Annotated in this window: 19 protein-coding genes; 12 read left to right on the forward strand and 7 right to left on the reverse strand. The window is 66.6% G+C overall.

Annotation, left to right across the window (positions count from 1 at the left end):
* Positions 1–31: 31 nt before the first annotated feature.
* The 4 genes from FFI97_RS14675 (at position 32) to FFI97_RS14690 (ending at position 5,471) form a co-directional block, all read left to right on the forward strand.
* Positions 32–1,525, forward strand: a complete 1,494-nt coding sequence (locus tag FFI97_RS14675) for an ABC transporter substrate-binding protein (RefSeq protein ID WP_139702720.1) — start codon at positions 32–34, stop codon at positions 1,523–1,525.
* Positions 1,526–1,532: 7 nt separating this feature from the next.
* The gene (locus FFI97_RS14680) at positions 1,533–2,933 is read left to right on the forward strand and encodes an amidase (protein ID WP_139702721.1); all 1,401 of its coding nucleotides are present in this window, start codon (positions 1,533–1,535) and stop codon (positions 2,931–2,933) included.
* Positions 2,934–3,121: 188 nt separating this feature from the next.
* Entirely contained in the window at positions 3,122–4,570 is a 1,449-nt protein-coding gene (locus FFI97_RS14685; protein ID WP_139702722.1) for an aldehyde dehydrogenase family protein, read from the forward strand.
* A gap of 4 nt (positions 4,571–4,574) precedes the next feature.
* Complete coding sequence (locus FFI97_RS14690; protein WP_139702723.1) at positions 4,575–5,471, forward strand: NAD(P)-dependent oxidoreductase; 897 nt, start codon at positions 4,575–4,577, stop codon at positions 5,469–5,471.
* 53 nt (positions 5,472–5,524) lie between these two features.
* Here FFI97_RS14690 and FFI97_RS14695 read toward each other — a convergent pair whose 3' ends face one another.
* The 4 genes from FFI97_RS14695 to FFI97_RS14710 form a co-directional block, all read right to left on the reverse strand.
* On the reverse strand, positions 5,525–5,920 hold the full coding sequence (locus tag FFI97_RS14695) for a hypothetical protein (RefSeq protein ID WP_139702724.1): 396 nt from the start codon (positions 5,918–5,920) through the stop codon (positions 5,525–5,527).
* A gap of 530 nt (positions 5,921–6,450) precedes the next feature.
* Entirely contained in the window at positions 6,451–7,161 is a 711-nt protein-coding gene (gene pyrF / locus FFI97_RS14700; protein WP_139702725.1) for an orotidine-5'-phosphate decarboxylase, read from the reverse strand.
* Between the two features lie 41 nt (positions 7,162–7,202).
* Positions 7,203–7,529, reverse strand: coding sequence for an EthD family reductase (locus FFI97_RS14705; RefSeq protein WP_139702726.1), 327 nt, complete (start codon positions 7,527–7,529; stop codon positions 7,203–7,205).
* A gap of 37 nt (positions 7,530–7,566) precedes the next feature.
* Positions 7,567–8,109 carry a carboxymuconolactone decarboxylase family protein gene (locus tag FFI97_RS14710; RefSeq protein WP_185993614.1) on the reverse strand — a complete coding sequence of 181 codons (543 nt, stop codon included), beginning with the start codon at positions 8,107–8,109 and terminating at the stop codon, positions 7,567–7,569.
* Positions 8,110–8,167: 58 nt separating this feature from the next.
* Here FFI97_RS14710 and FFI97_RS14715 point away from each other — a divergent pair, with 58 nt between their 5' ends.
* The 3 genes from FFI97_RS14715 to FFI97_RS14725 all read left to right on the forward strand — a co-directional run bounded on the left by FFI97_RS14715 (position 8,168) and on the right by FFI97_RS14725 (position 11,352).
* Positions 8,168–8,491: a winged helix-turn-helix transcriptional regulator gene (locus FFI97_RS14715; RefSeq protein WP_139702728.1), complete on the forward strand. Its 324-nt coding sequence runs from the start codon at positions 8,168–8,170 to the stop codon at positions 8,489–8,491.
* Positions 8,492–8,631: 140 nt separating this feature from the next.
* Complete coding sequence (locus FFI97_RS14720; RefSeq protein WP_062479342.1) at positions 8,632–9,078, forward strand: hypothetical protein; 447 nt, start codon at positions 8,632–8,634, stop codon at positions 9,076–9,078.
* A 144-nt stretch (positions 9,079–9,222) separates the two neighbouring features.
* Positions 9,223–11,352, forward strand: a complete 2,130-nt coding sequence (locus FFI97_RS14725) for a tripartite tricarboxylate transporter substrate-binding protein (RefSeq protein WP_139702729.1) — start codon at positions 9,223–9,225, stop codon at positions 11,350–11,352.
* Between the two features lie 27 nt (positions 11,353–11,379).
* Here the strand turns inward: FFI97_RS14725 and FFI97_RS14730 are convergent, their stop codons facing one another.
* Entirely contained in the window at positions 11,380–11,775 is a 396-nt protein-coding gene (locus tag FFI97_RS14730) for a hypothetical protein (protein ID WP_139702730.1), read from the reverse strand.
* A 465-nt stretch (positions 11,776–12,240) separates the two neighbouring features.
* Here FFI97_RS14730 and FFI97_RS14735 point away from each other — a divergent pair, with 465 nt between their 5' ends.
* Positions 12,241–12,711 carry a hypothetical protein gene (locus tag FFI97_RS14735; protein WP_139702731.1) on the forward strand — a complete coding sequence of 157 codons (471 nt, stop codon included), beginning with the start codon at positions 12,241–12,243 and terminating at the stop codon, positions 12,709–12,711.
* Complete coding sequence (locus FFI97_RS14740) at positions 12,696–13,076, forward strand: cupin domain-containing protein (RefSeq protein WP_139702732.1); 381 nt, start codon at positions 12,696–12,698, stop codon at positions 13,074–13,076. The genes FFI97_RS14735 and FFI97_RS14740 overlap by 16 nt, the downstream gene beginning before the upstream one ends.
* Before the next feature lie 117 nt (positions 13,077–13,193).
* Here FFI97_RS14740 and FFI97_RS14745 read toward each other — a convergent pair whose 3' ends face one another.
* Complete coding sequence (locus FFI97_RS14745) at positions 13,194–13,529, reverse strand: ATP-binding protein (protein WP_390350013.1); 336 nt, start codon at positions 13,527–13,529, stop codon at positions 13,194–13,196.
* Between FFI97_RS14745 and FFI97_RS14750 the strand changes: the two genes are divergently transcribed.
* Complete coding sequence (locus FFI97_RS14750; protein ID WP_221937673.1) at positions 13,466–13,861, forward strand: hypothetical protein; 396 nt, start codon at positions 13,466–13,468, stop codon at positions 13,859–13,861. The two genes, FFI97_RS14745 and FFI97_RS14750, sit on opposite strands and share 64 nt — an antisense overlap.
* 50 nt (positions 13,862–13,911) lie before the next feature.
* Here FFI97_RS14750 and FFI97_RS14755 read toward each other — a convergent pair whose 3' ends face one another.
* Positions 13,912–14,574, reverse strand: coding sequence for a tRNA-uridine aminocarboxypropyltransferase (locus FFI97_RS14755; RefSeq protein WP_062472152.1), 663 nt, complete (start codon positions 14,572–14,574; stop codon positions 13,912–13,914).
* Between the two features lie 591 nt (positions 14,575–15,165).
* Here FFI97_RS14755 and FFI97_RS14760 point away from each other — a divergent pair.
* Positions 15,166–17,055, forward strand: a complete 1,890-nt coding sequence (locus FFI97_RS14760) for an FG-GAP repeat protein (RefSeq protein WP_139702733.1) — start codon at positions 15,166–15,168, stop codon at positions 17,053–17,055.
* A 999-nt stretch (positions 17,056–18,054) separates the two neighbouring features.
* Positions 18,055–19,251, forward strand: coding sequence for an elongation factor Tu (gene tuf / locus FFI97_RS14765; protein ID WP_139702734.1), 1,197 nt, complete (start codon positions 18,055–18,057; stop codon positions 19,249–19,251).
* The last annotated feature ends 13 nt before the right edge of the window (positions 19,252–19,264 follow it).

A 19,264-nucleotide genomic window follows, 5' to 3' on the forward strand; every position in this document is an offset into this window, starting at 1 on the left:
AGCCCCTTTTTTCTTCCAGGAGAACCCCCGAATGTTGAAGCGACGCACCCTCATGGGCACCGCCATCGCCGCCGCGATCCCCGGCGCCTTTCCGCTGTTCGCGCAGGCCCAGACCGGCAAGAACATGCTGACCATCGGCATGCCGCTGGAACCGCCGGGCCTGGACCCGACCACCGCCGCCGCCTCGGCCATCGCCGAGATCGCGCACTACAACATCTTCGAGACGCTGACCAAGATCAACGCCGACGGCAGCGTGACGCCGCTGCTGGCCGAGAGCTGGACCGTGTCGCCCGACCTGAAGACCCACACCTTCAAGCTGCGCAAGGGCGTGAAGTTCGAGAACGGCGAAGCCTTCGACGCGGCCGCCGTCAAGTTCAGCTTCGAGCGCGCGGCCGGCGAGAAGAGCACCAACAAGGACAAGCGCTTCTTCAGCGAGATCAGCCTGAAGACGCCCGACGCCGACACGGTGGTCATCACCACCGCGCAGCCCAACCCCGACCTGCTCTTCATGCTCGGCCAGGCCACCGCCTGCATCGTCGAGCCCAAGAGCGCCGACACCAACGCCACCAAGCCCGTGGGCACCGGCCCCTACAAGCTCGACAGCTGGCAGCGCGGCTCGGCCTGCGCACTGGTGAAGTCGCCGACGTACCGCAACCCGGCGCTGGCCAAGGTCAACAAGTTCGTCTTCAAGTTCATGTCCGACTCGGCCGCGCAGACCGCGGCGCTGATGGCCGGCGACATCGACATCTTCCCGCGCGCCGGCACGCGCAGCGTGGGCCAGTTCCGCGCCAACCCGCGCTTCCGTGTGCTCGAAGTGGGCACGCGCAGCAAGGTGATCCTGGCCATCAACAACAAGCGCAAGCCGCTGGACGACGTGCGCGTGCGCCGCGCCATCCTGGCCGCGGTGGACCGCAACGTGGTGATCCAGGGCGCGGCCGACGGCTTCGGCAAGGCCATCGGCAGCCACTACCCGATCGGCGCGCCGGGCTATGTCGACACCACCGGCATCAACCCCTTCGACATCGCCAAGGCGAAGAAGCTGCTGGCCGATGCGGGCGTGAAGACGCCGCTGGAGCTGCGCATGACGCTGCCGCCGCCTTCGTACGCACGCCAGGGCGGCGAGGTGATCGCGGCCCAGCTCGCGGCCATCGGCATCCACGTGAAGATCCAGAACGTCGAATGGGCCCAGTGGCTCAGCGGCACCTTCGGCGGCGGCCATGACTTCGACCTGAGCATCGTCGCGCACGTGGAGCCCTTCGACCTCGTGAAGTACACCGAGCCCGACTACTACTGGGGCTACGACTCGAAGAAGTTCCGCGACCTGTACGCCTCGGTCCAGAGCGAACCCGACGAGAAGAAGCGCAACGCGCTGCTCGGCGAGGCGCAGAAGATGCTCGCCAACGACGCCGTCAACGGCTTCCTGTTCCAGGCCGTGTTCCCCACGGTCGCGCGCAAGGAAGTGAAGGGCCTGTGGCCGAACATGCCGATCGTCGCGAACGACCTGGCTGCCATCTCGTGGGGTTGATGCGGCGATGACGAAACCTCTCTACGCCCTGGGCGTGCAGGAACTGCACGCCGCCTACGCCGCCAGGGAACTCTCGCCGGTCGAGGTGACGCGCGCGGTCAACGAACGCATCGCGGCCTGCGAGCCGCAGCTGCGCGCCACCTGGCTGTTCCGCCCCGAGGCCGCGCTCGAACAGGCGCGCGCCTCCGAGCAACGCTGGCTCGCAGGCACGCCGCGCGGCACGCTCGACGGCGTGCCCGTGACCATCAAGGAAAACCTCGCGACCGAGGGCGACCCGATGCCGCTGGGCACCGCCGCCTACGAGCTCGTGCCGATGACCTACGACTCGCCCCCCGCCGCGCGCCTGAAGGCCGACGGCACGGTGATGGTCGCCAAGACCACGATGCCCGACCTGGGCATGCTGTCGTCGGGACTGTCGAGCTTTCACGACCTCTCGCGCAACCCGTGGGACACCTCGCGCACGCCGGGCGGTTCCAGCGCGGGCGCCGGTGCGGCGGCCGCCGCAGGCTACGGCCCGCTGCACGTGGGCACCGACATCGGCGGCTCGCTGCGCCTGCCGGCCAGCTGGTGCGGCATCTTCACGCTCAAGCCCAGCTTCGGCCGCATTCCGCTGAGCTCGCCCTACATGGGCCGCTGCGCCGGCCCGATGACGCGCACCGTGGCCGATGCGGCGCTGATGATGGCTTCGGTCGCGCAGCCCGACGACCGCGACTATTCGGAACTGCCGCCGCCCGTGATCGACTGGAACGCCTTCGAGGTCGATCCGTCGTTCCTCAAGGGCAAGCGCGTGGCGCTGCACATGGACGCCGGCTGCGGCCTGCCGCTCGATCCGCAGATCGCGCAGGCCGTGCGCGATGCCGCCAGGCGCATCGAGGCCGCCGGCGCGCACGTCGAGGAAATCCCCGCCTTCATGACGCCGCAGATGCTGCAGGGCATGGACCACTTCTGGCGCATGCGCTCGTGCCTGGACATGCAGGCCATGAGCGCCGAGCAGCGCGCGAAGATCCTGCCGTACATCCGCGAGTGGGCCGAGAGCGCCGCCGGTTTCTCGGGTGCGCACGTCTTCGACGGCTACAGCCAGTTCGTCGCCACGCGCGCGGCCACGGTCGCCGCCACCAAGGCCTACGACTTCGTGATCTCGCCGGTGTCGCCCAACATGCCCGCGCCCGCGGACCATGCCTCGCCCACCAACGACCCGATGCGGCCGCTGGAACACATCGGCTTCACGGTGCCTTACAACATGTCGGAGCAGCCTGCTGCGTCGGTCAACTGCGGCTACTCGACCGAAGGCCTGCCCATCGGCCTGCAGGTGGCCGGCCGCCGCTTCGACGACCTGGGCGTGCTGCAGTTCAGCCGCGCCTTCGAACAGATTCGCGACGCCCAGAAGCCCTGGCCAGAGAAGGTGTGAACGAACCCGCCATGCCCGCTCATCCCGCCCAGACACACCCCCTCTGCGTTGCAAATGCTCGCCATAGCCCAAGCTATGGCTGCGCTTTGCGCCTTGATGGGGCGCGCCTGGACGGGCTGCTCGGCCACGCCGGATTCATTCACACCTTCTGACCCGACCTGACCCGCCACACGGAGACACACCTTCCCATGAACGCCACCCACTACATCGACGGCCGCCGCGTGGCGTCCGAAGGCAATGCCACCATCGACGTGATCGACCCGAGCGACGGCCGGAAATTCGGCGAGATCGCACGCGGCACCGCTGCCGACATCGACGCCGCCGTGCGCGCCGCGCGCCAGGCCATGGGCGAGCACTTCGACGGCCCCTGGGGCGCCACCACCGCGCTCGAGCGCGGCCGGCTGCTCGCCAAGCTCGGCGCCGCCGTGATGCAGCACCACGAAGAGCTGGCGCAGCTCGAGGCACGCGACACCGGCAAGGCGCTGCGCGTGGCGCGCAACGACGCGACCGCGCTGGCGCGCTACTTCGAGTACTACGCCGGCGCCTGCGACAAGCTGCACGGCGACACACTGCCCTACGAGCGCGGCTACACCGTGCTCACCGTGCGCATTCCGCACGGCGTGACGGGCCACATCATTCCCTGGAACTACCCGATGCAGATCGCGGGCCGCAGCGTGGGCGCCTCGCTCGCTGCGGGCAACGCCTGCGTGGTCAAGCCGGCGGAAGACGCGAGCCTGTCGCTGCTGCGCCTGGCCGAGATCGCAACCGAGGTCGGCTTTCCGGCCGGTGCGCTCAACGTGGTCACGGGCTACGGCAAGGAAGCCGGCGCCGCGCTGTGCGCGCACCCGGGCATCGACCACATTTCGTTCACCGGCTCGACCATGACCGGCCGCAGCGTGGGCCTGGCCGCGGCCGAGCGCCACTGCCCCGTGACACTGGAACTGGGCGGCAAGTCGCCGCAGATCGTGTTCGCCGACGCCGACCTCGACGCGGCCGAGCCCGTGCTGCTCAACGCCATCATCCAGAACGCGGGCCAGACCTGCTCGGCGGGCAGCCGCGTGCTGGTCGAGCAGTCGATCTACGAAGAAGTCGTGCAGCGCCTCGCGAAGCGCTTCACGGCCGTGCGCGCGGGCACGCCCGCCGAAGACCTGGACATGGGCCCGCTCATCAACGAGAAGCAGTTCCGCCAGGTGCGCGACATGGTCGCGACCGCCGAGGCCAGCGGCATGAAGGTGGCGGCGCGCGGCACGGTGTCGCCGCAGGCCCCGTCCACCGGCTACTACCAGGAGGCCGTGCTGTTCCGCGACGTGCCACATGACAGCGACCTGGCCCAGCGCGAGGTCTTCGGTCCGGTGCTGGCTGTGATGCCCTTCGCCGACGAGGCCGAGGCGGTGCGTCTGGCCAACGGCACGGACTTCGGCCTGGTGGCCGGCGTGTGGACGCGCGACGGCGCGCGCCAGCTGCGCATGGCGCACAAGCTGCATTGCGGCCAGGTGTTCGTGAACAATTACGGGGCGGCGGGTGGTGTAGAACTGCCCTTCGGCGGCGTGAAGTCGAGCGGCTTCGGCCGCGAGAAGGGCTTCGAGGCCCTGCTCGGCTTCACGACCCTCAAGACCATCGCCATCAAGCACGGATGAATTCATGACCACCACTGAACAGCAACCACAAACCTCGCGCAAAGTCGGCCTCGTCGGCGTCGGCCTGATGGGCCACGGCATCGCCAGCAACATCGTCAAGCACGGCCACCAGCTCACCGTGCTGGAGCACGCGGGCAACCAGCCGATCGACGACCTGCTGAAGGCCGGCGCCACCTCGGTGAAAGACGTGGCCACGCTGGCCGCGCAGGTCGATGTGCTGATCCTGTGCGTCACCGGCACGCCGCAGGTCGAGGCCGTGATGCTCGGCGACAACGGCGCGCTGACCACGCTGCGCCCCGGCACCGTGGTGATCGACTGCTCCACCGCCGTGCCCGCCTCCACCGCCAAGGTCGCGCAGGCCGTGCTCGCCAAGGGCGGCCGCTTCCTCGACACGCCGATGACCCGCACCGCCAAGGAGGCCGCCGAAGGCCGCCTGAACCTGCTGGTGGGCGGCGACGCCGACGTGCTGGCCTCGTGCCTGCCGCTGCTGCGCTGCTTTGCCGAGAACGTCACGCACGTCGGCGATGTGGGCGCGGGCCATGCGATGAAGCTGCTGCACAACTTCGTGTCACTGGGCACCGTGGCACTGCTGTGCGAAGCCGCGGCCTGCGCGCAGCGCGCCGGCGTGAAGCCCGAGGTGTTCGTGGACGTGCTCGCCAAGGGCGGCGGCAACGGCGTGGCGCTGGAACGCCTCAAGCCCAAGCTGCTGACGGGCAGCACCGATTCACTGAAGTTCTCGATGGCGAATGCGAAGAAGGACCTGGGGTACTACAACGACATGGCGGAGCAATCGTCTTCGAGCCATGGCATTGCGCAGGCTGTGGATGCCCTGCTGGCGCACGGAGTCGAGACCTTCGGGCCGGATCGCATGGTGCTGGACCTGGTCGAAGCGCTGCGCTGAAATTCTTCGGGGCGCGTGCGAAGTGCTGAGCCGAACCGCCCCCTCTCGCGCCATCACTCGAACCGTATCTCCGCCACGGTCGGCGCATTCGGCTCCCTGGTGGTGGCATTCGCAAGGGCACCGTCTTTCTCGTTCCTGAACCAGTAACGACACCCGGTTCGAGAAATCATCGTCACGCACATCGAGCCGTCGGCGTTGAGCACCCATTTGCCCGAAGCCTTGCCAGGCCCGCTCTGGTTGACGAAGTCGACGCGGCCATCCGCATGGAACTGCCAGCGCGAGACCATGCCCGTCGAGAGATTGCTTGAAACGATGGGCTTGCCGATCAAGGTGCTCTCGACCTCGGCTTTGCTCAGGAACACGCGGCCCCGGATGGGCAGGGGCTCCTCGGAGATGGCGGGCACGACGGCGATGCAAAGCAGCGCGCGGATGGCGTAGCGGGTGAACATGACATGCCCCTCTGACGTCGCGCAGCCGGCATGCGTTCAGCCGTGCGCGTGCGTCCAAGCGCTTGGTTGGCCTGTCAGCAACGCCCGATGGCGTTACATGGCATTAACTAAAAAGCGCTACTTTTCTGCGCGCCAGATCCGGCCGGCGTACGCGAACGAGGCCTGCTTCTTCCTGCGCGCCACAGCCACGCCAGGAGGCGTTGGCCCAAGATCGAGACGAGGAAGGCGGCGTTCTTTTTCTGCGACGACACGGCTTGTGCTCCGATGGCCCCTCGGCAAGGTGACCGGAGGGCGTTGTAGGGTGGCCTGCGCCAACTCCGTGGCAACGGCGCCGACGACGGCGAAAGAGCACTGTGAAGGCAACTGTGCAGTTGCTTGTATGGCGCTGTGTCGTGGGTACCGCGCTTGTGAACGGCCTGTTGATTTCCGCGCAGACCTGACCCACGTCGAGGGTCGTATCGACAGGGTTGGCGCTGGGCAGCCGTCGATCGCTTTTTGCGCGACCGCCAGTCCAAGGCAGCCTGACCGCTTCAGCGTTGCTGGATGGCGGTCGCCAGCTCAGCGCGCACGGCCGCGAACACGGCAGCAGGATGGGGGGCACGCGATATGGGACGGCCGATGACCACGTGCGTCGCGCCAGCCCCGATGGCCTGCGAGGGCGTCGCAGCCCGCGCGTGGTCATTCTTTTCATCGCCTGGAAGCTGCGTGCCTGGCGTCACGATCAAGGCATCGGGCGGCAGGATCTCGCGAAGCAGCCTCACCTCCAATGGCGACGACACAACGCCATGGCAACCGGCCGCAGCGGCCAGACGGCCCAGTCGTGCGACCTGCTCTGGAACCGTCGAGGCAACGCCCACCTCTTTCAGATCCTGGTCACCCATGCTGGTGATGACGGTGAGCGCAAGCACCTTCAGTTGAGGGAAAGGGCTCGCGGCCTCGACGGCCGAGCGAAGCACTGCGGAACCGCCCGAGGCGTGCACCGTCACCATCGACGCACCCAGATGTCCGGCTGCGGTGACCGCGCCCGCCACCGAGCTGGGAATTTCCAGCAGCTTGAGATCCAGGAAAACGCTCTTCCCGGCATCAACGAGCTCGCGGACGACCGAAGGTCCTGCCGCGGTCAGCAGTTGCAGGCCGACCTTGTAGTGCGTGGTCGCTGCGCCCAGTTGCTTCACGAGGTCCGCCGCCAATGCGGCGGCAGGGAAGTCGAGCGAAACGATGATGCGGCTGTCCGTACTCATTGGTTTGTCCTCCATGCCGACGCCCCGCGCTCGGAGGGAACTCAGGCCTCCGAACGCTCCACGACCACCTCGCTGATCTGCACCACGGGTTGAATGTCCGTGTAATTGCCGATGTCGCCCCGGATCTCCTCCTGGTGCTGGGCAGAGGCCGCCCGGTAAGCGTCGACAGAGGTGCAGACGAAGTCGCACTTGGCGATGTACGCAGGGTCGGTGCCCACACCACGCCCCGAGATGCCCTTGTCCACCATGTAGTACAGGCACGCAGCGCCGAGCAGTCGTTTCATCATGGGCATGTGCCTCTCGCGGTAGTACGCGTGATCGAAGCGCGCGCCTGCGGCGTAGGGGTACATGACACTGACCTTGATCATCGAGATTTCTCCTGGGGTTGCACGCTGGTTGATCGCCTCAAGCGGGGAATCGCGCGCCCGACGCTTCCAGGGGCAGGCGCAGCCCGTTCGTGAGGTAGCTGACGGTGCGATAGAAGCCAGCCAGCATCAGCAGTTCGATGATGGCTTCTTCGCTGAAGTACGTTCGCAACGCGTCCCACAGGCCATCGTCGATGTCGGCGTGCGCGTGCAAGGCGTCGCACAGGCGCAGAAGCACCTGGTCCTCGGCCGACCAGCAGGCGTCGTTCGCCGAAGCCGTGACGGTCGCCTGAACCTGCTCTGGCGTCAGGCCAGCGAGCCTCGAGAAGACCGTGACATGGATGCCCCATTCATATTCGGATTTGCACAATGCCGTGGTGCGGTGAATCACGATCTCGCGCTGTCGGATGCTCAGGTGGCCTTTGTCCAGCAACCCGCCGGCAAAGAACTTCTGAAACAGACGCGGGTCGCGTGCCAAGGTCGTGAACAGCCGCAAGGGGGGCTGTCCCTTCATCACCCTGTCGAGTGACCTGGAAATGTCTTCACCAAATGGTGGCGTTGCTGGCTCGATGCGTGCGGGCATGCAGACTCCTGATTCAAGGGCCACGCCATCGTAGGTCCGTTGCTGTATAAAGTAAAGCATGACGACACCTCGCATCGGCCACCCAGTTCGCGGCTCCACCACCGGCCGCCCCCTCATGGTCGCGCTGGACCTGTTGGGACGGCGCACGGCGCTGCGCGTGCTCTGGGAACTTCGGGAGGGCTCGCTGACCTTCAGAGCGCTGCAGGACGCGTGCGAGACGAACACCCGATTGCTCAACACGCGGCTCACCGAACTGAGGGAAGTCGATCTGGTCGAACATGCCGAGGGTGGCTATCGACTGACGGACGAAGGGCGGCGGCTTTCGAAGGCGCTGAAGCCGTTGTCAGCCTGGGCGGACCAGTGGGGGCAAGGAAAGCGATGAGAAGCGGAGCATCCGCGGCGAATGGCTCCGCCTATGATCAGAAACGTTTTTGTGGAGGAGCCCGTGACCGGCATGTTCGCGCTGCCCAGCCTGTCTCGCAGATCGTGCGGGACACATCGCGTCAGTGCCTTGGAAAACCTATGAGAAAAATCTTTCCTCTCTGCGCCCTCGTGTTGCTGTCCGCCCTCTCGGGTCAGGCCCTCGCGGGTGCCAATACGGCGCGACTGAACTGCACGGGCAGTCACGCGGGGCAGGCACTCACCTTGGTGGGTGATGTTCCCGCCTCCATCGTGGAGGTCGATCTGAAGCTCTCCTACGGCGGGCAAACCATGCGCCTGGTTTCGCCCCAGGCGGAAACCTCCGAGTCCACCGATTTCCGCCATGGCGTCTTCAGGTTGGAAGCTGCGCTGTCCGGTTCGAACAAACTCCAGCTTCAAGCCAAGCCCAAGAGCATCAAGTACAAAGGCAGCATGGGTGCCGGCAAACTCAACGCCAGCTTTGGCGCCATCCTCAAGAATGCGCCTGAGCCCTTTCAATCCGCACTGAAAGGGGCCGAGCTCACTTGCATCTATGCATACGAAGTTTGAGCGTGGGCCCACAAATCGTTCAAGCAGGCAGACAGCCGCCGCGCGTTCAACCGCGAGCGCCTCGGCGAACTGCGATGCCTGCGATGGAATGGCCTCCGTCTACGGCCACGACCCGAGGCTGAACCCCTGTTTCTCGCTCACCCGATGAAGCGGCTGCGCCTCTTTGCCGCCCTGCTGTGGCTCGGCATCGCTCTCGGTCCGGCCCGCGCCGCACCACCGACCTACCAGGCGCTGTACGCCAACCCGGAACGCGCGTTGCCGATGCAGCCGACCTGGCAACTGCAGCCAGTGGATGCACAGGCGCCACCATGGGAAGACATCTTCACCTTCACCATCGGCATCGCCCCCAACCTGATCGAACGGGCGCGTTGGCTGAGCCTGAATCCGGGCAAGCACAGCGAGCGCGCCCCCGCGTTGTTCGACGGCCTCGACGGGCGCGTGCTTTTCCTTTCGCCGACGGCGCGCAGCTTCTGCGACGGACGCTGGCAGGTCGTGCGGCAGGAATACATCTCCGTCAATCCCGCACTGCAGCCGCTGCACCGGGTGTGGCTGGTGGAGCGAAAGCCCGGCGGCGGGCTGCGCACCACCACGGCCAACGGGCGCATCGATGCGCAAGGCCAGTGGGCCGTTCCGCCCGTGAGTTGCGATGGCAAGGACACGATCTCCCTCGACTCCCCCGCCGCCCTCTCCTACCTGATGCCCGATGGGTCCAGGCCCGTGCCTTCCGAGCTGCAGGTGGACACGGTGTTCGCACAGCCCGGCTTGCGCGATGCACGGGGACAGTGGCGCCCCCCCGCCCCGCCGCGGGACATCACCACGGCACGGTGGATGGACTACAAGCGGCAGATGGTGACGCCTGGCTCCACCGGCTCGGGCCTGATCGACGCGCGCGGACGCATGGTGATTCCGTTCATCTTCGGCGAGCGGCCCGATGCCACAGCCCAGCGGCGGATCCAGCTGTGCACCGCCGACGGGCTGGACCTCCAGCGCAACGCCGGCACGCCGCAGGTGTGTCGCTGGCAACGACTGCATGGCAGCAGCAATGCCGGCGCCGCGCTGCGGCCGGTCAAGGATGCGGCCACCGGCCGATGGGGCTACCAGAACGCGCGGGGCCAATGGGCGATCGCGCCGCAGTTCGAATCGGCGCGCCGGTTCCGTCATGGCTACGCTGTCGTCTCGGGTGCGTTCCCAGAGGACTGGCGGCCGCCCGGGTGGCAAGACGAACGGCCGATCATCCGGCAGTTCCACCGCGTGGGTCGCCATTGGGTGGCCGAAGCCCTGGTGCGCAACACGTCCACGGGCGGCGCGTGGGAAATACGCTATGGCCTGATGAACGATGCAGGGCAATGGCTTGCCGCCGTGCCGCAGCCCGCGCTGCACGTCACCGTGCTGGTTCCGCCCGGTGGCCGCAGCGGCCACTATGCCGAGATGCTGGCCAGCCACTTGCCCACCCTGCTGGGACGCAGCGTGCAGGTCGATCACGTGCCGACAGCCACCGAGGCCGACTATCGCCGGCTGATGACGGAGGGCGGCAACGAGAAGGTCCTGCTCGCGGCGTTGCGGCTGCCGCGCGGAGGCATCGAGGGCGTGCACCAGCCCGCGCCGATCGATGCGCTGATGCATTCCCTTCGCCCCGTCACGCTGCTGGCATCGGAGCCTCTGGTGCTGGCCATCGACAGCACGAAGGCCGACACACTGGGCATCCGCAGCACGGACGACCTGCTGGCCTACGCACGGGCCCACCCGGGCAGCCTGCGCATCGGCACGGGCGACGACGGCTGGACGGGCCACCTCGCCTTCGGCCAGTTCCGCGCAGCGAGCGGCGTCGACGTGCAGCGCGTGGTCTTCAAGGGCATGTACCCCGACTCGGACGTCATCACCAAGGAACATGCGGTGGACCTGCTGTTCGCGCCCGTGAACGGCGTGGCGGTCGCCGTGCGGCGCGGCCAGTTGCGTGTGCTGGGCACCACCGCCGACCCGGCGCACCCGCAAAGCTTCGAGGGTGTGCCGTGGCCGACGCTGGGCTCGAGCGCGCCCTTGGCCGGCTACACGACCTACGACCACTTCAGCCTCTGGGCGCCCGCGAATTCGGAGGCCGCATCCAATCGCACCCTGCAGGAAGCCGTGGCCCAGGTGCTTGCCACGCCCGAGGTGCGCAAGCAGCTGCAAGACCTTCGCGTGGTCGGCGGCGGCGGTTCGCCGGAGCGCCTGCTGGCGCTGGAAGACGAAGAGCGCGAACGCTGGATGCGTGCGCTTTCATCACCGGCGCGTTGAGGGCGCTGAGGGCACTGTCCCGCACCATCACTCGAACCGTATCTCGGCCACGGTCGGCGCATTCGGCTCCCTGGTCCTGGCATTCGCAATGGCACCGTCTTTTTCGTTCCTGAACCAGTAGCGGCATCCGGTTCGAGCAATCATCGTCACGCACATCGCGCCGTCGGCGTTGAAAACCCACTTGCCCGACGCCTTGCCGGGCCCACTCTGGTTGACGAAGTCGACGCGGCCATCCGGATGGAACTGCCAGCGCGAGACCATGCCGGTCGACAGATTGCTCGAGACGATGGGCTTGCCGATCAAGGTGCTCTCGACCTCGGCTTTGCTGAGGAACACGCGGCCATGGATGGGTGCGGGCTCCTCGGAGATGGCGGGCACGGCGGCGATGCACAGCAGCGCGCGGATGGCGTAACGGGTGAACATGACATGCCCCTCTGACGTCGCGCAGCCGGCATGCGTTCAGCCGTGCGCGTGCGTCCAAGCGCCTGGTTGGCCTGTCGGTAACGCCCGATGGCGTTACATGGCATTAACTAAAAAGCGCTACTTTTCTGCGCGCCAGATCCGGCCGGCGTACGCGAACGAGGCCTGCTGCTTCCTGCGCGCCACGGCCACGCCGGAGGCGGTGGCCCGAGGTCGAGACGAGGAAGGCGGCGTTCTTTTTCTGCGACGACACGGCTTGTGCTCCGAGGGCCCCTCGGCAAGGTGGCCGAAGGGCGTTGTGGGGTGGCCTGCGCCAACTCCGTGGCAACGGCGCCGGCGACGGCGGCAGAGCACTGTGAGGGCAACGGTGCAGTGGCTTGTATGGCGCTGTGTCGTGCGTACGGTGGCTGTAAACGGCCTGCCGATTTCGCGCGAAGGCACTGCGTGAGCCCCTCGTCCAGGTCGAAGGTGACGCCGATCCGCCAATGCCCGGTGGCGCCGCGTTCCAACTGCAGCACGGAGCTGGGCCTGATCGTCGACAGCCCCGCGCTGGCCAGCAAACTGGCCGACCTGGTCCAGCGCGTGCGCATGCCCGCGAGCTTCACCGTGAGCGAGGTACCTCTGCGAGGCGGGCTGCGATGGAGCTTCCTGCGCGACGGACGCCGCTGGGTACTGCACCGGGAGCGCGAATCGAACTGGGCCAGCGACTGCGCTGGTCCGTCTTGTCGCTGGTGGTGGACGAAGATTCTCTGTAACCCGGCTTACGCAAACTGCCACATGAAACCTGCTGCAAGAGCGGCACTGCCGTGCAAGCAACAGGTCATCGCCAGCGTGACCCAGGACTACCATTCCATCGTTCACGTGCGGTTCGGCACGAGACTGCCGCGGACTGTCTGCTCACTCGTGCCGCAAGGAGAGTCGCGATGGCAAGCCCGATGAACGTCAGCAAGCTTCAGACGAAATCCCATGACGAACCGGATGAGGTTCGAGCGCCCGAAAAGACCCGCGTCGAAGTGGTCCGCCTCGAGGGCTACACGCTCGGACGCTTCAAGTTCGAGCCCGGATGGCGCTGGTCGAAGTGCATCAAGCCGGTCGTGGGCACGGACAGTTGCCAGGTGGCTCACGTCGGGTACGCGGTGTCCGGCCGGATCACCGTGCAAATGAATGACGGCTCGCAGACCGTCATCGAGCAAGGCATGTCGTACACCATTCCGCCGGGTCACGACGCATGGGTCGAAGGCAACGCGCCGTTCGTCGGCCTGGAGATGATGAGCGCGGAGGAATACGCAAAGTCCAAAAGCTGACCTGAGGTGAGAGGCCTCGGGAAGGGACTTCTTCGGGATGGTCGAACGGGGCATGACACCCGCGGCCATCCGGCTCACGCGCCCGGGTCTGCGGAGTGCCTGGGCGGCGAGGGCGTTTCAGCCCTTTCGCATGGTGATCGCATGAAAAGGGCAAGTCACTGCGCAATCGCTGCAGCCCGTGCACCGATCCGCGTCTTGAAGCGTCGACAACTTCTTCCATTGCTCGACTTCGAGACTGAGAAGGTGAAGGTCGCACGCGGCGACGCACCAGCCGCAGCCCGTGCAACGCGCGGCGTCGACAACGGGCAGCCAACCGGGTCGGTGCGGGCGGCGAGGCTGATGTACGTCCATCTGTGATTCCAACGAGCCGTATCGGTCCGGAAGGTAGCATGCTGCTGGCGCCAGTCGGCCACGACCGGACATTCGCGCGAAGCCTTCAAATGAGCACACCATCACATGCACCCGTTGATATGCCGTTCACCGTCGCGGCAGCCGTTCAGATGCTACGTTGGGGTGCGCTGTCCACGGGCTCACCATATTCGCACGAGAAAATTGCGGAGTGGTGTGACCAATTCTGGTGTCAGTACCTGGAGGTGGATGCTCCCCCCGACGTCGAGCGGCTACTCCCCATCCTCACTGCTGTGGACACCCAGTGGGACCTATTTCTTACCAACACGTACTCGTTCCAGGAACTTCGCACTGGCTCGTTTGAGCAGGTGCGCATGCCGGTCGAATGGTTTGAGCAATGGCTTTGCGATGCGACTGACGGGAATCTAGCCGGCTGATCGGCTGTAGCCGGCTACAGTCGGCCAAAACCGGCCATTCACCTGGTCGCTTAAATGAACCCTGTATCCCTTGATCGAGGGCAGGACTTGTCGGTTTGCGCGTTTCGCTGCCCGCCAGCCTGCTCCAAGTACTCGACAAACCCGTCGAAGGCATTCAACAAGGGCTGGAACCGCGCCGCACCGCCTTCCAGTTGGCACAAGGCGGAGCAGGTCGCCTCCAGCGTGGACAGTTGGTCGGGCCCATGGGCTTTGCGGATACGGTAGTGCGAAGGCGGCAGGTTGTGCAGGGCCAAGCGGGGCAACTGTTGCAGTGGCGGGCTTTGGTAGAGCATCTTTCGGCTTTTGCGCCAGGTGCCGTCCAGCACGACCAGGCGCAGGCGCGACGGGGCTTGCGGCCACTCGGGCGGTAGCGGGGGTGGGACTCGCAGGTCCGGGGCGGTATCTTGCAGACTGTCCGGGTACAGCAGCAGCGTGTGCTTGCCGTCCTCCGGCCAGACGGGTACGGCAAATGCCTCACCCACCACCAAGCGGCAGTGCGCCAAGCTGAGGTGCAGCAGGCGGGCACTGCCTTTGGCCTGGTGTACCTCCAACGGGTGCTGCAGCACTAGTACCTCCACCGTGTGGGCAGTGGGCGCGACCCAGCGGCAAATGCAGGCGCTGAGCGGGCGCAGGCAAGCGGTGCACTGGGGGCGTGGGACTACAGCGGCGGACATGGTTGGGTTTTATTCAGCGTGCCTGGCTAGACAATGCGTGGAAGGAGATGTCTCTTAGTGGCGCGACGACCGGCAGCTTTGGACAATGTCGGAAGACCGCAGTGGGCCCTGAGCCGACCTTGGCAGCGCTTCAAAGCCGACGTTTTCTCGAGAGCCAAAGAAATTCTTGAGCGGGCGAAGCATCCCCTGGTAAGGCTTCGCTGTTGGCGAACGGGCAGAAACGGCGGTGGGCATGAGACTTTAGTCCAATGCGCTCCCACCAGCGCGTGCTTAGGATCGCGCCGGTCTGCATCCATCAAGGCCCCCATGCGCTCGTCCCTTTCTCTTCCTCGGCTTGCGCTGTCCAATATCTGGAACGAGGCGCTGGCAGCGTCCGCCCTTGCCACCCATTGCTCACGCCGCCTCTGGACCTGCTGGCAAGGTCGGCGCTCGGCAACCTCGGCCGCGCTGCTGACGGCGACGCTGCTCGCCAGCTGCGGCGGTGGAGACCATCGCGGTTCAGCCACTGGGGCCGTACCCTCCTCGACTGTAGGCACTGTACCGACAGCGCCGCCCACTGCAACCTATGCCATCGGCGGCACGGTCAGCGGCTTGGCGGCACCCGGCCTCGTGCTGCAGAACAACGCGGGCGACGACCTGACCATCGCAGCCGACGGCGCCTTCCGCTTCACCACGCCGGTGGCCAGCGGCGCGCGCTACCAGGTCACCGTCTTCGCCCAACCCGAGGGCCAGCTGTGCGCGGTGGTCAACGATCGGGGCCAGGCGGATGCGCCGGTGAGCGACGTCGCCGTGAGCTGCCAGGGCGTGGCGGTGCCCGTGCCGGCCAGCGCGCCGGCCGACCTGGCCGTGGGCTATGCAGCCCAGCGCTACGACTTCAGCTGGAGCCCGGTGGCAGGGGCAAGCTACTACCAACTGCAGGAAGACCCCGACGGCGCCGGTGCGGCGAATACCAGCCAGGTCGGCGCCAACGTGGGCGTGACCACGCTGCAGTACACCGTGGCGCTGCACCTGCGCCTGAACGCCAGCTACACCGTGCGGGCGTGCAACGCGTCGGGCTGCGGGCCGGCGTCGGCCGCGCTCGTACCCGACCCGGTCAAGGCCATCGGCCACGTCAAGGCGTCCAACGCCGGCGTTGACGACCTGTTCGGCATCAGCATGACCCTGTCAGGCGATGGCACCACGCTCGCAGTCGGCGCGCCCCAGGAGGAGAGCAACGCCACCGGCATTGGAGGCGACCAATCGAACGACAGCGCACGGGGGGCCGGCGCGGTGTACGTGTACACCCGCGTGAACGGCGCCTGGGTCCAGCAGGCCTATGTGAAAGCCTCGAACACCGATGCAGGGGACAACTTCGGAATGAGCGTGGCGCTCTCAGCCGATGGCGCGACGCTGGCGGTCGGCGCGCCCGCCGAGGACAGCAGCGCCTACGGCATCGATGCCGGCCAAGCGGACAACAGTGCGACCGACACCGGTGCGGTGTACGTCTATACCCGTCGGAATGGCGCCTGGGCCCAGCAAGCCTATGTGAAAGGCGCGAGGACGGCTGGCGGCCACTTCGGCAACAGCGTGGCGTTCTCCGCCGATGGCGCGACGCTGGCGGTCGGGGCGGACTCTGAAGCGAGCGGCGCCACCGGCGTTGACGGCGACCAGCTCAACAACAGTGCGCCCTACGCAGGCGCGGTGTACCTGTACGCGCACCGCAACGGCACGTGGGTCCAGCAGGCCTACGTGAAGGCCTCGAACACCGATGCAGGGGACCACTTCGGACTGAGCTTGGCGCTCTCCGCCGATGGCGCCACGCTGGCGGTCGGGGCGCCGTTCGAGGACAGCGGCACCTCGGGCGTCAAGCCCGGCGAGTACGCAGGTCCGGACAACAGCACGCCCCGCCCTGGTGCGGTGTACGTGTACGTCCGTACGAACGGCACCTGGACCCAGCAGGCCTATGTGAAGGCGTCCGACCCTGCCAGCGCGATTTTTGGCGTGAGTGTTGCCCTCTCGGCTGACGGCACCATGCTGGCGGTCGCGGCACCCGTCGAGCTCAGCAGCGCCACCGGCATCGATGGCAACCAGGGGAACACCAGCGTGCGTCTGGTTGGCACGGTGTATGTGTACAGCCGAACAGATGGCAGCTGGGCCCAGCAGGGCTATGTCAAGCCCCCGGCCACGAGTGCCGAACAGTGCTTTGGCATGGGCGGCGTGGCCCTGTCGGCGGATGGCGCCACGCTGGCGGTCGGGGAGAACTGCGCACGCGCCGGGTCCTTGACCTTCCGTCTCCCAGGTGCGGCGTACGTGTACACGCGCACGAGCGGGGCTTGGGCCCAACAGGCCCGCCTGGAGGGCCCGGACGCGAGCACTGGCAGTGCCGGGTTCGCCGTCTCCCTGGCGCTCTCGGCCGACGGCGGCACGCTGGCGGTCTCGCAGCCTGCAGAGCCCCATCCGGGCAATACCGCCGGCGGCAGCCACCCAGTTCATTTGTACTGAGAGCAAGAAGCAGAGCGCAGGCGTTGACGGACGGGTTGGCGCCTCGCCCCGCGCTTCTTCCTGCGCGCCGGCAAAAGACGCCGCGCGACGACAGCCCCACGCCACCTGGTAGACGTGAACTCTGACAGCTGCGCACTGCGTTCTGGATGTTGTTGCACACCTGTCGCGCCTGCGCAGCTTCTACAAGCGTTTGCAACGCTGACGCAGATGGACGCGGCCAGGTCGGATTCCGAGGGCCGCTTCGGAGCAAGACATACAGCTGCTTCGGGCCCGTTGCTGCCATTCCCGCTCCCCAGTTCCTCGCGAAGAATCGGTCATTCAACCTGCCATCATCTGCATCGGCCTGCACCACAGCGCCACGAACGCGACCTGTCGACATCTGCGACGAAGCACTGCGCAATCATTGCTGCATGCGTGCAACGCCCCTGTTGCCGGATCGCCATCGCGGTGTTAGCCTGCGCTCCCCCCAAAAGATCAACCATCGCGTTGCGGCCAACACCAACCGCACGAGAGCCCCATGAAGCAGTTCCTGACCACGCAAGATGCATCGATGACCCGCGCAGCCGCGGTGACTTCGCTGCGTGCCTTTTTTGCCGAATTGCGTTCCTAGAGCCTTTCCACCTGGAGGCTCGGCCTCCTGAGTTTCACAAGACCCGGTAGGCCTCAAGCCACCGGGTTTTTTGTTTTCCGCTTGCCCACCTGGAGATTTGGACATGAGCCCCGAACGAGAGCTTCTTTCTTCCGCCGCACGCGCTGCCGGCGCAGTGCTGTGCGTCAACTCCGTGGAGTGGTTCGTGTAGAGCCTTCAGGCCCTCGTGCGCCTGGAGGTCCATCCTTCAGGCAAGAAAAAAAGCCTGTCGGGTGGTCCACCCCGGCAGGCTTTTTTATTGCCCGCATGGCGGGCACCGCGAGTTTGGTGCGCGCGCACCGACAACCCGCCGACCGTTTCGCCTGGCCAGCGAATCGCGTCGGTTTTTCAATCTCAAACTGGAGAGAAACATGATGAACAAGAAGGTTCATGTGAATGTCGGAACCATCGGTCACGTCGACCATGGCAAGACGACGCTGACGGCTGCTCTGACCTTCGTGCAGGCCGCGCGCTTTGGCGGCGATGCGCTGTCCTATGGACAGATCGACAACGCGAAGGAAGAGCGCGAGCGCGGCATCACGATCAATACCTCGCACGTCGAGTACGAGTCGGACGGCCGTCACTACGCACACATCGACTGCCCCGGGCATGCCGACTACATCAAGAACATGATCACCGGCGCCTCGCAGATGGACGGCGCGATCCTGCTGGTGGACGGCACCGAAGGCGCCGCGCGGCAGACCATCGAGCACGTGCTGCTGGCGCGCCAGGTGAACGTCGGCCACATGGTGGTGTTCGTGAACAAGATGGACCTCGTTGCCGCGAGTGACCGTGCGGAGATCGAGCAGCTGATCGAAATGGAGATCGGCGCGCTGCTGGCCGCGCACGGTTACCACGAGGCCCGCTTCGTGTTCGGCAGCGCACTGAAGGCCCTGGCCACCGCCGAACGCGGCGACCTCGAAGGGTCGGACGTGCAATGCATCGTCGAGCTCGTGGATGCGCTGGACGCGTGCATTCCTGATCCGGTGCGCGACTACGACGCGCCGTTCATGATGCCCGTCGAGGGCGTGCACACCATCGCGGGCCGCGGCACCGTGGTCAGCGGCCGTGTGGAGCGCGGCGTGATCCGCGTGGGTGACAGCCTGGAGATCGTCGGGCTCAGCGCGGACGGCGACGAGCAGGTGGTCGTCACCGGCGTGCAGTCCTTTCACAAGGACGTCGCCGAGGCGCGGGCCGGCATGAACGTCGGCCTGCTGCTGCGCGGGGTCAAGCGCGACGCTGTCGTGCGAGGCCAGGTGGTCGTGAAGCCCGGTGCGCTGAAGCCGTACCGGACGGGGCGCGCACAGATCTTCGTTCTCAGCAAGGACGAAGGTGGTCGCCATACCCCGTTCGGCTCGGGCTACCAGCCGCAGTTCTTCTTCGGCACGACCGACGTGACGGGTGTCATTCGCGTCAACACCGAGACCGGCATGGTCGAGCCGGGCGCGCAGGCGCAGATCAGCTTCGAGCTGAACAAGCCCGTGGCCATCGAGAACGGCATGCGCTTCGCGATGCGCGAAGGCGGCAAGACCGTCGGCGCAGGCATCGTGACCGAGGTGCTCGGCTGAAAGGCTGATGCGC

It is taken from the genome of Variovorax sp. KBS0712 (assembly GCF_006323185.2).
GTDB lineage: Bacteria > Pseudomonadota > Gammaproteobacteria > Burkholderiales > Burkholderiaceae_C > Variovorax > Variovorax boronicumulans.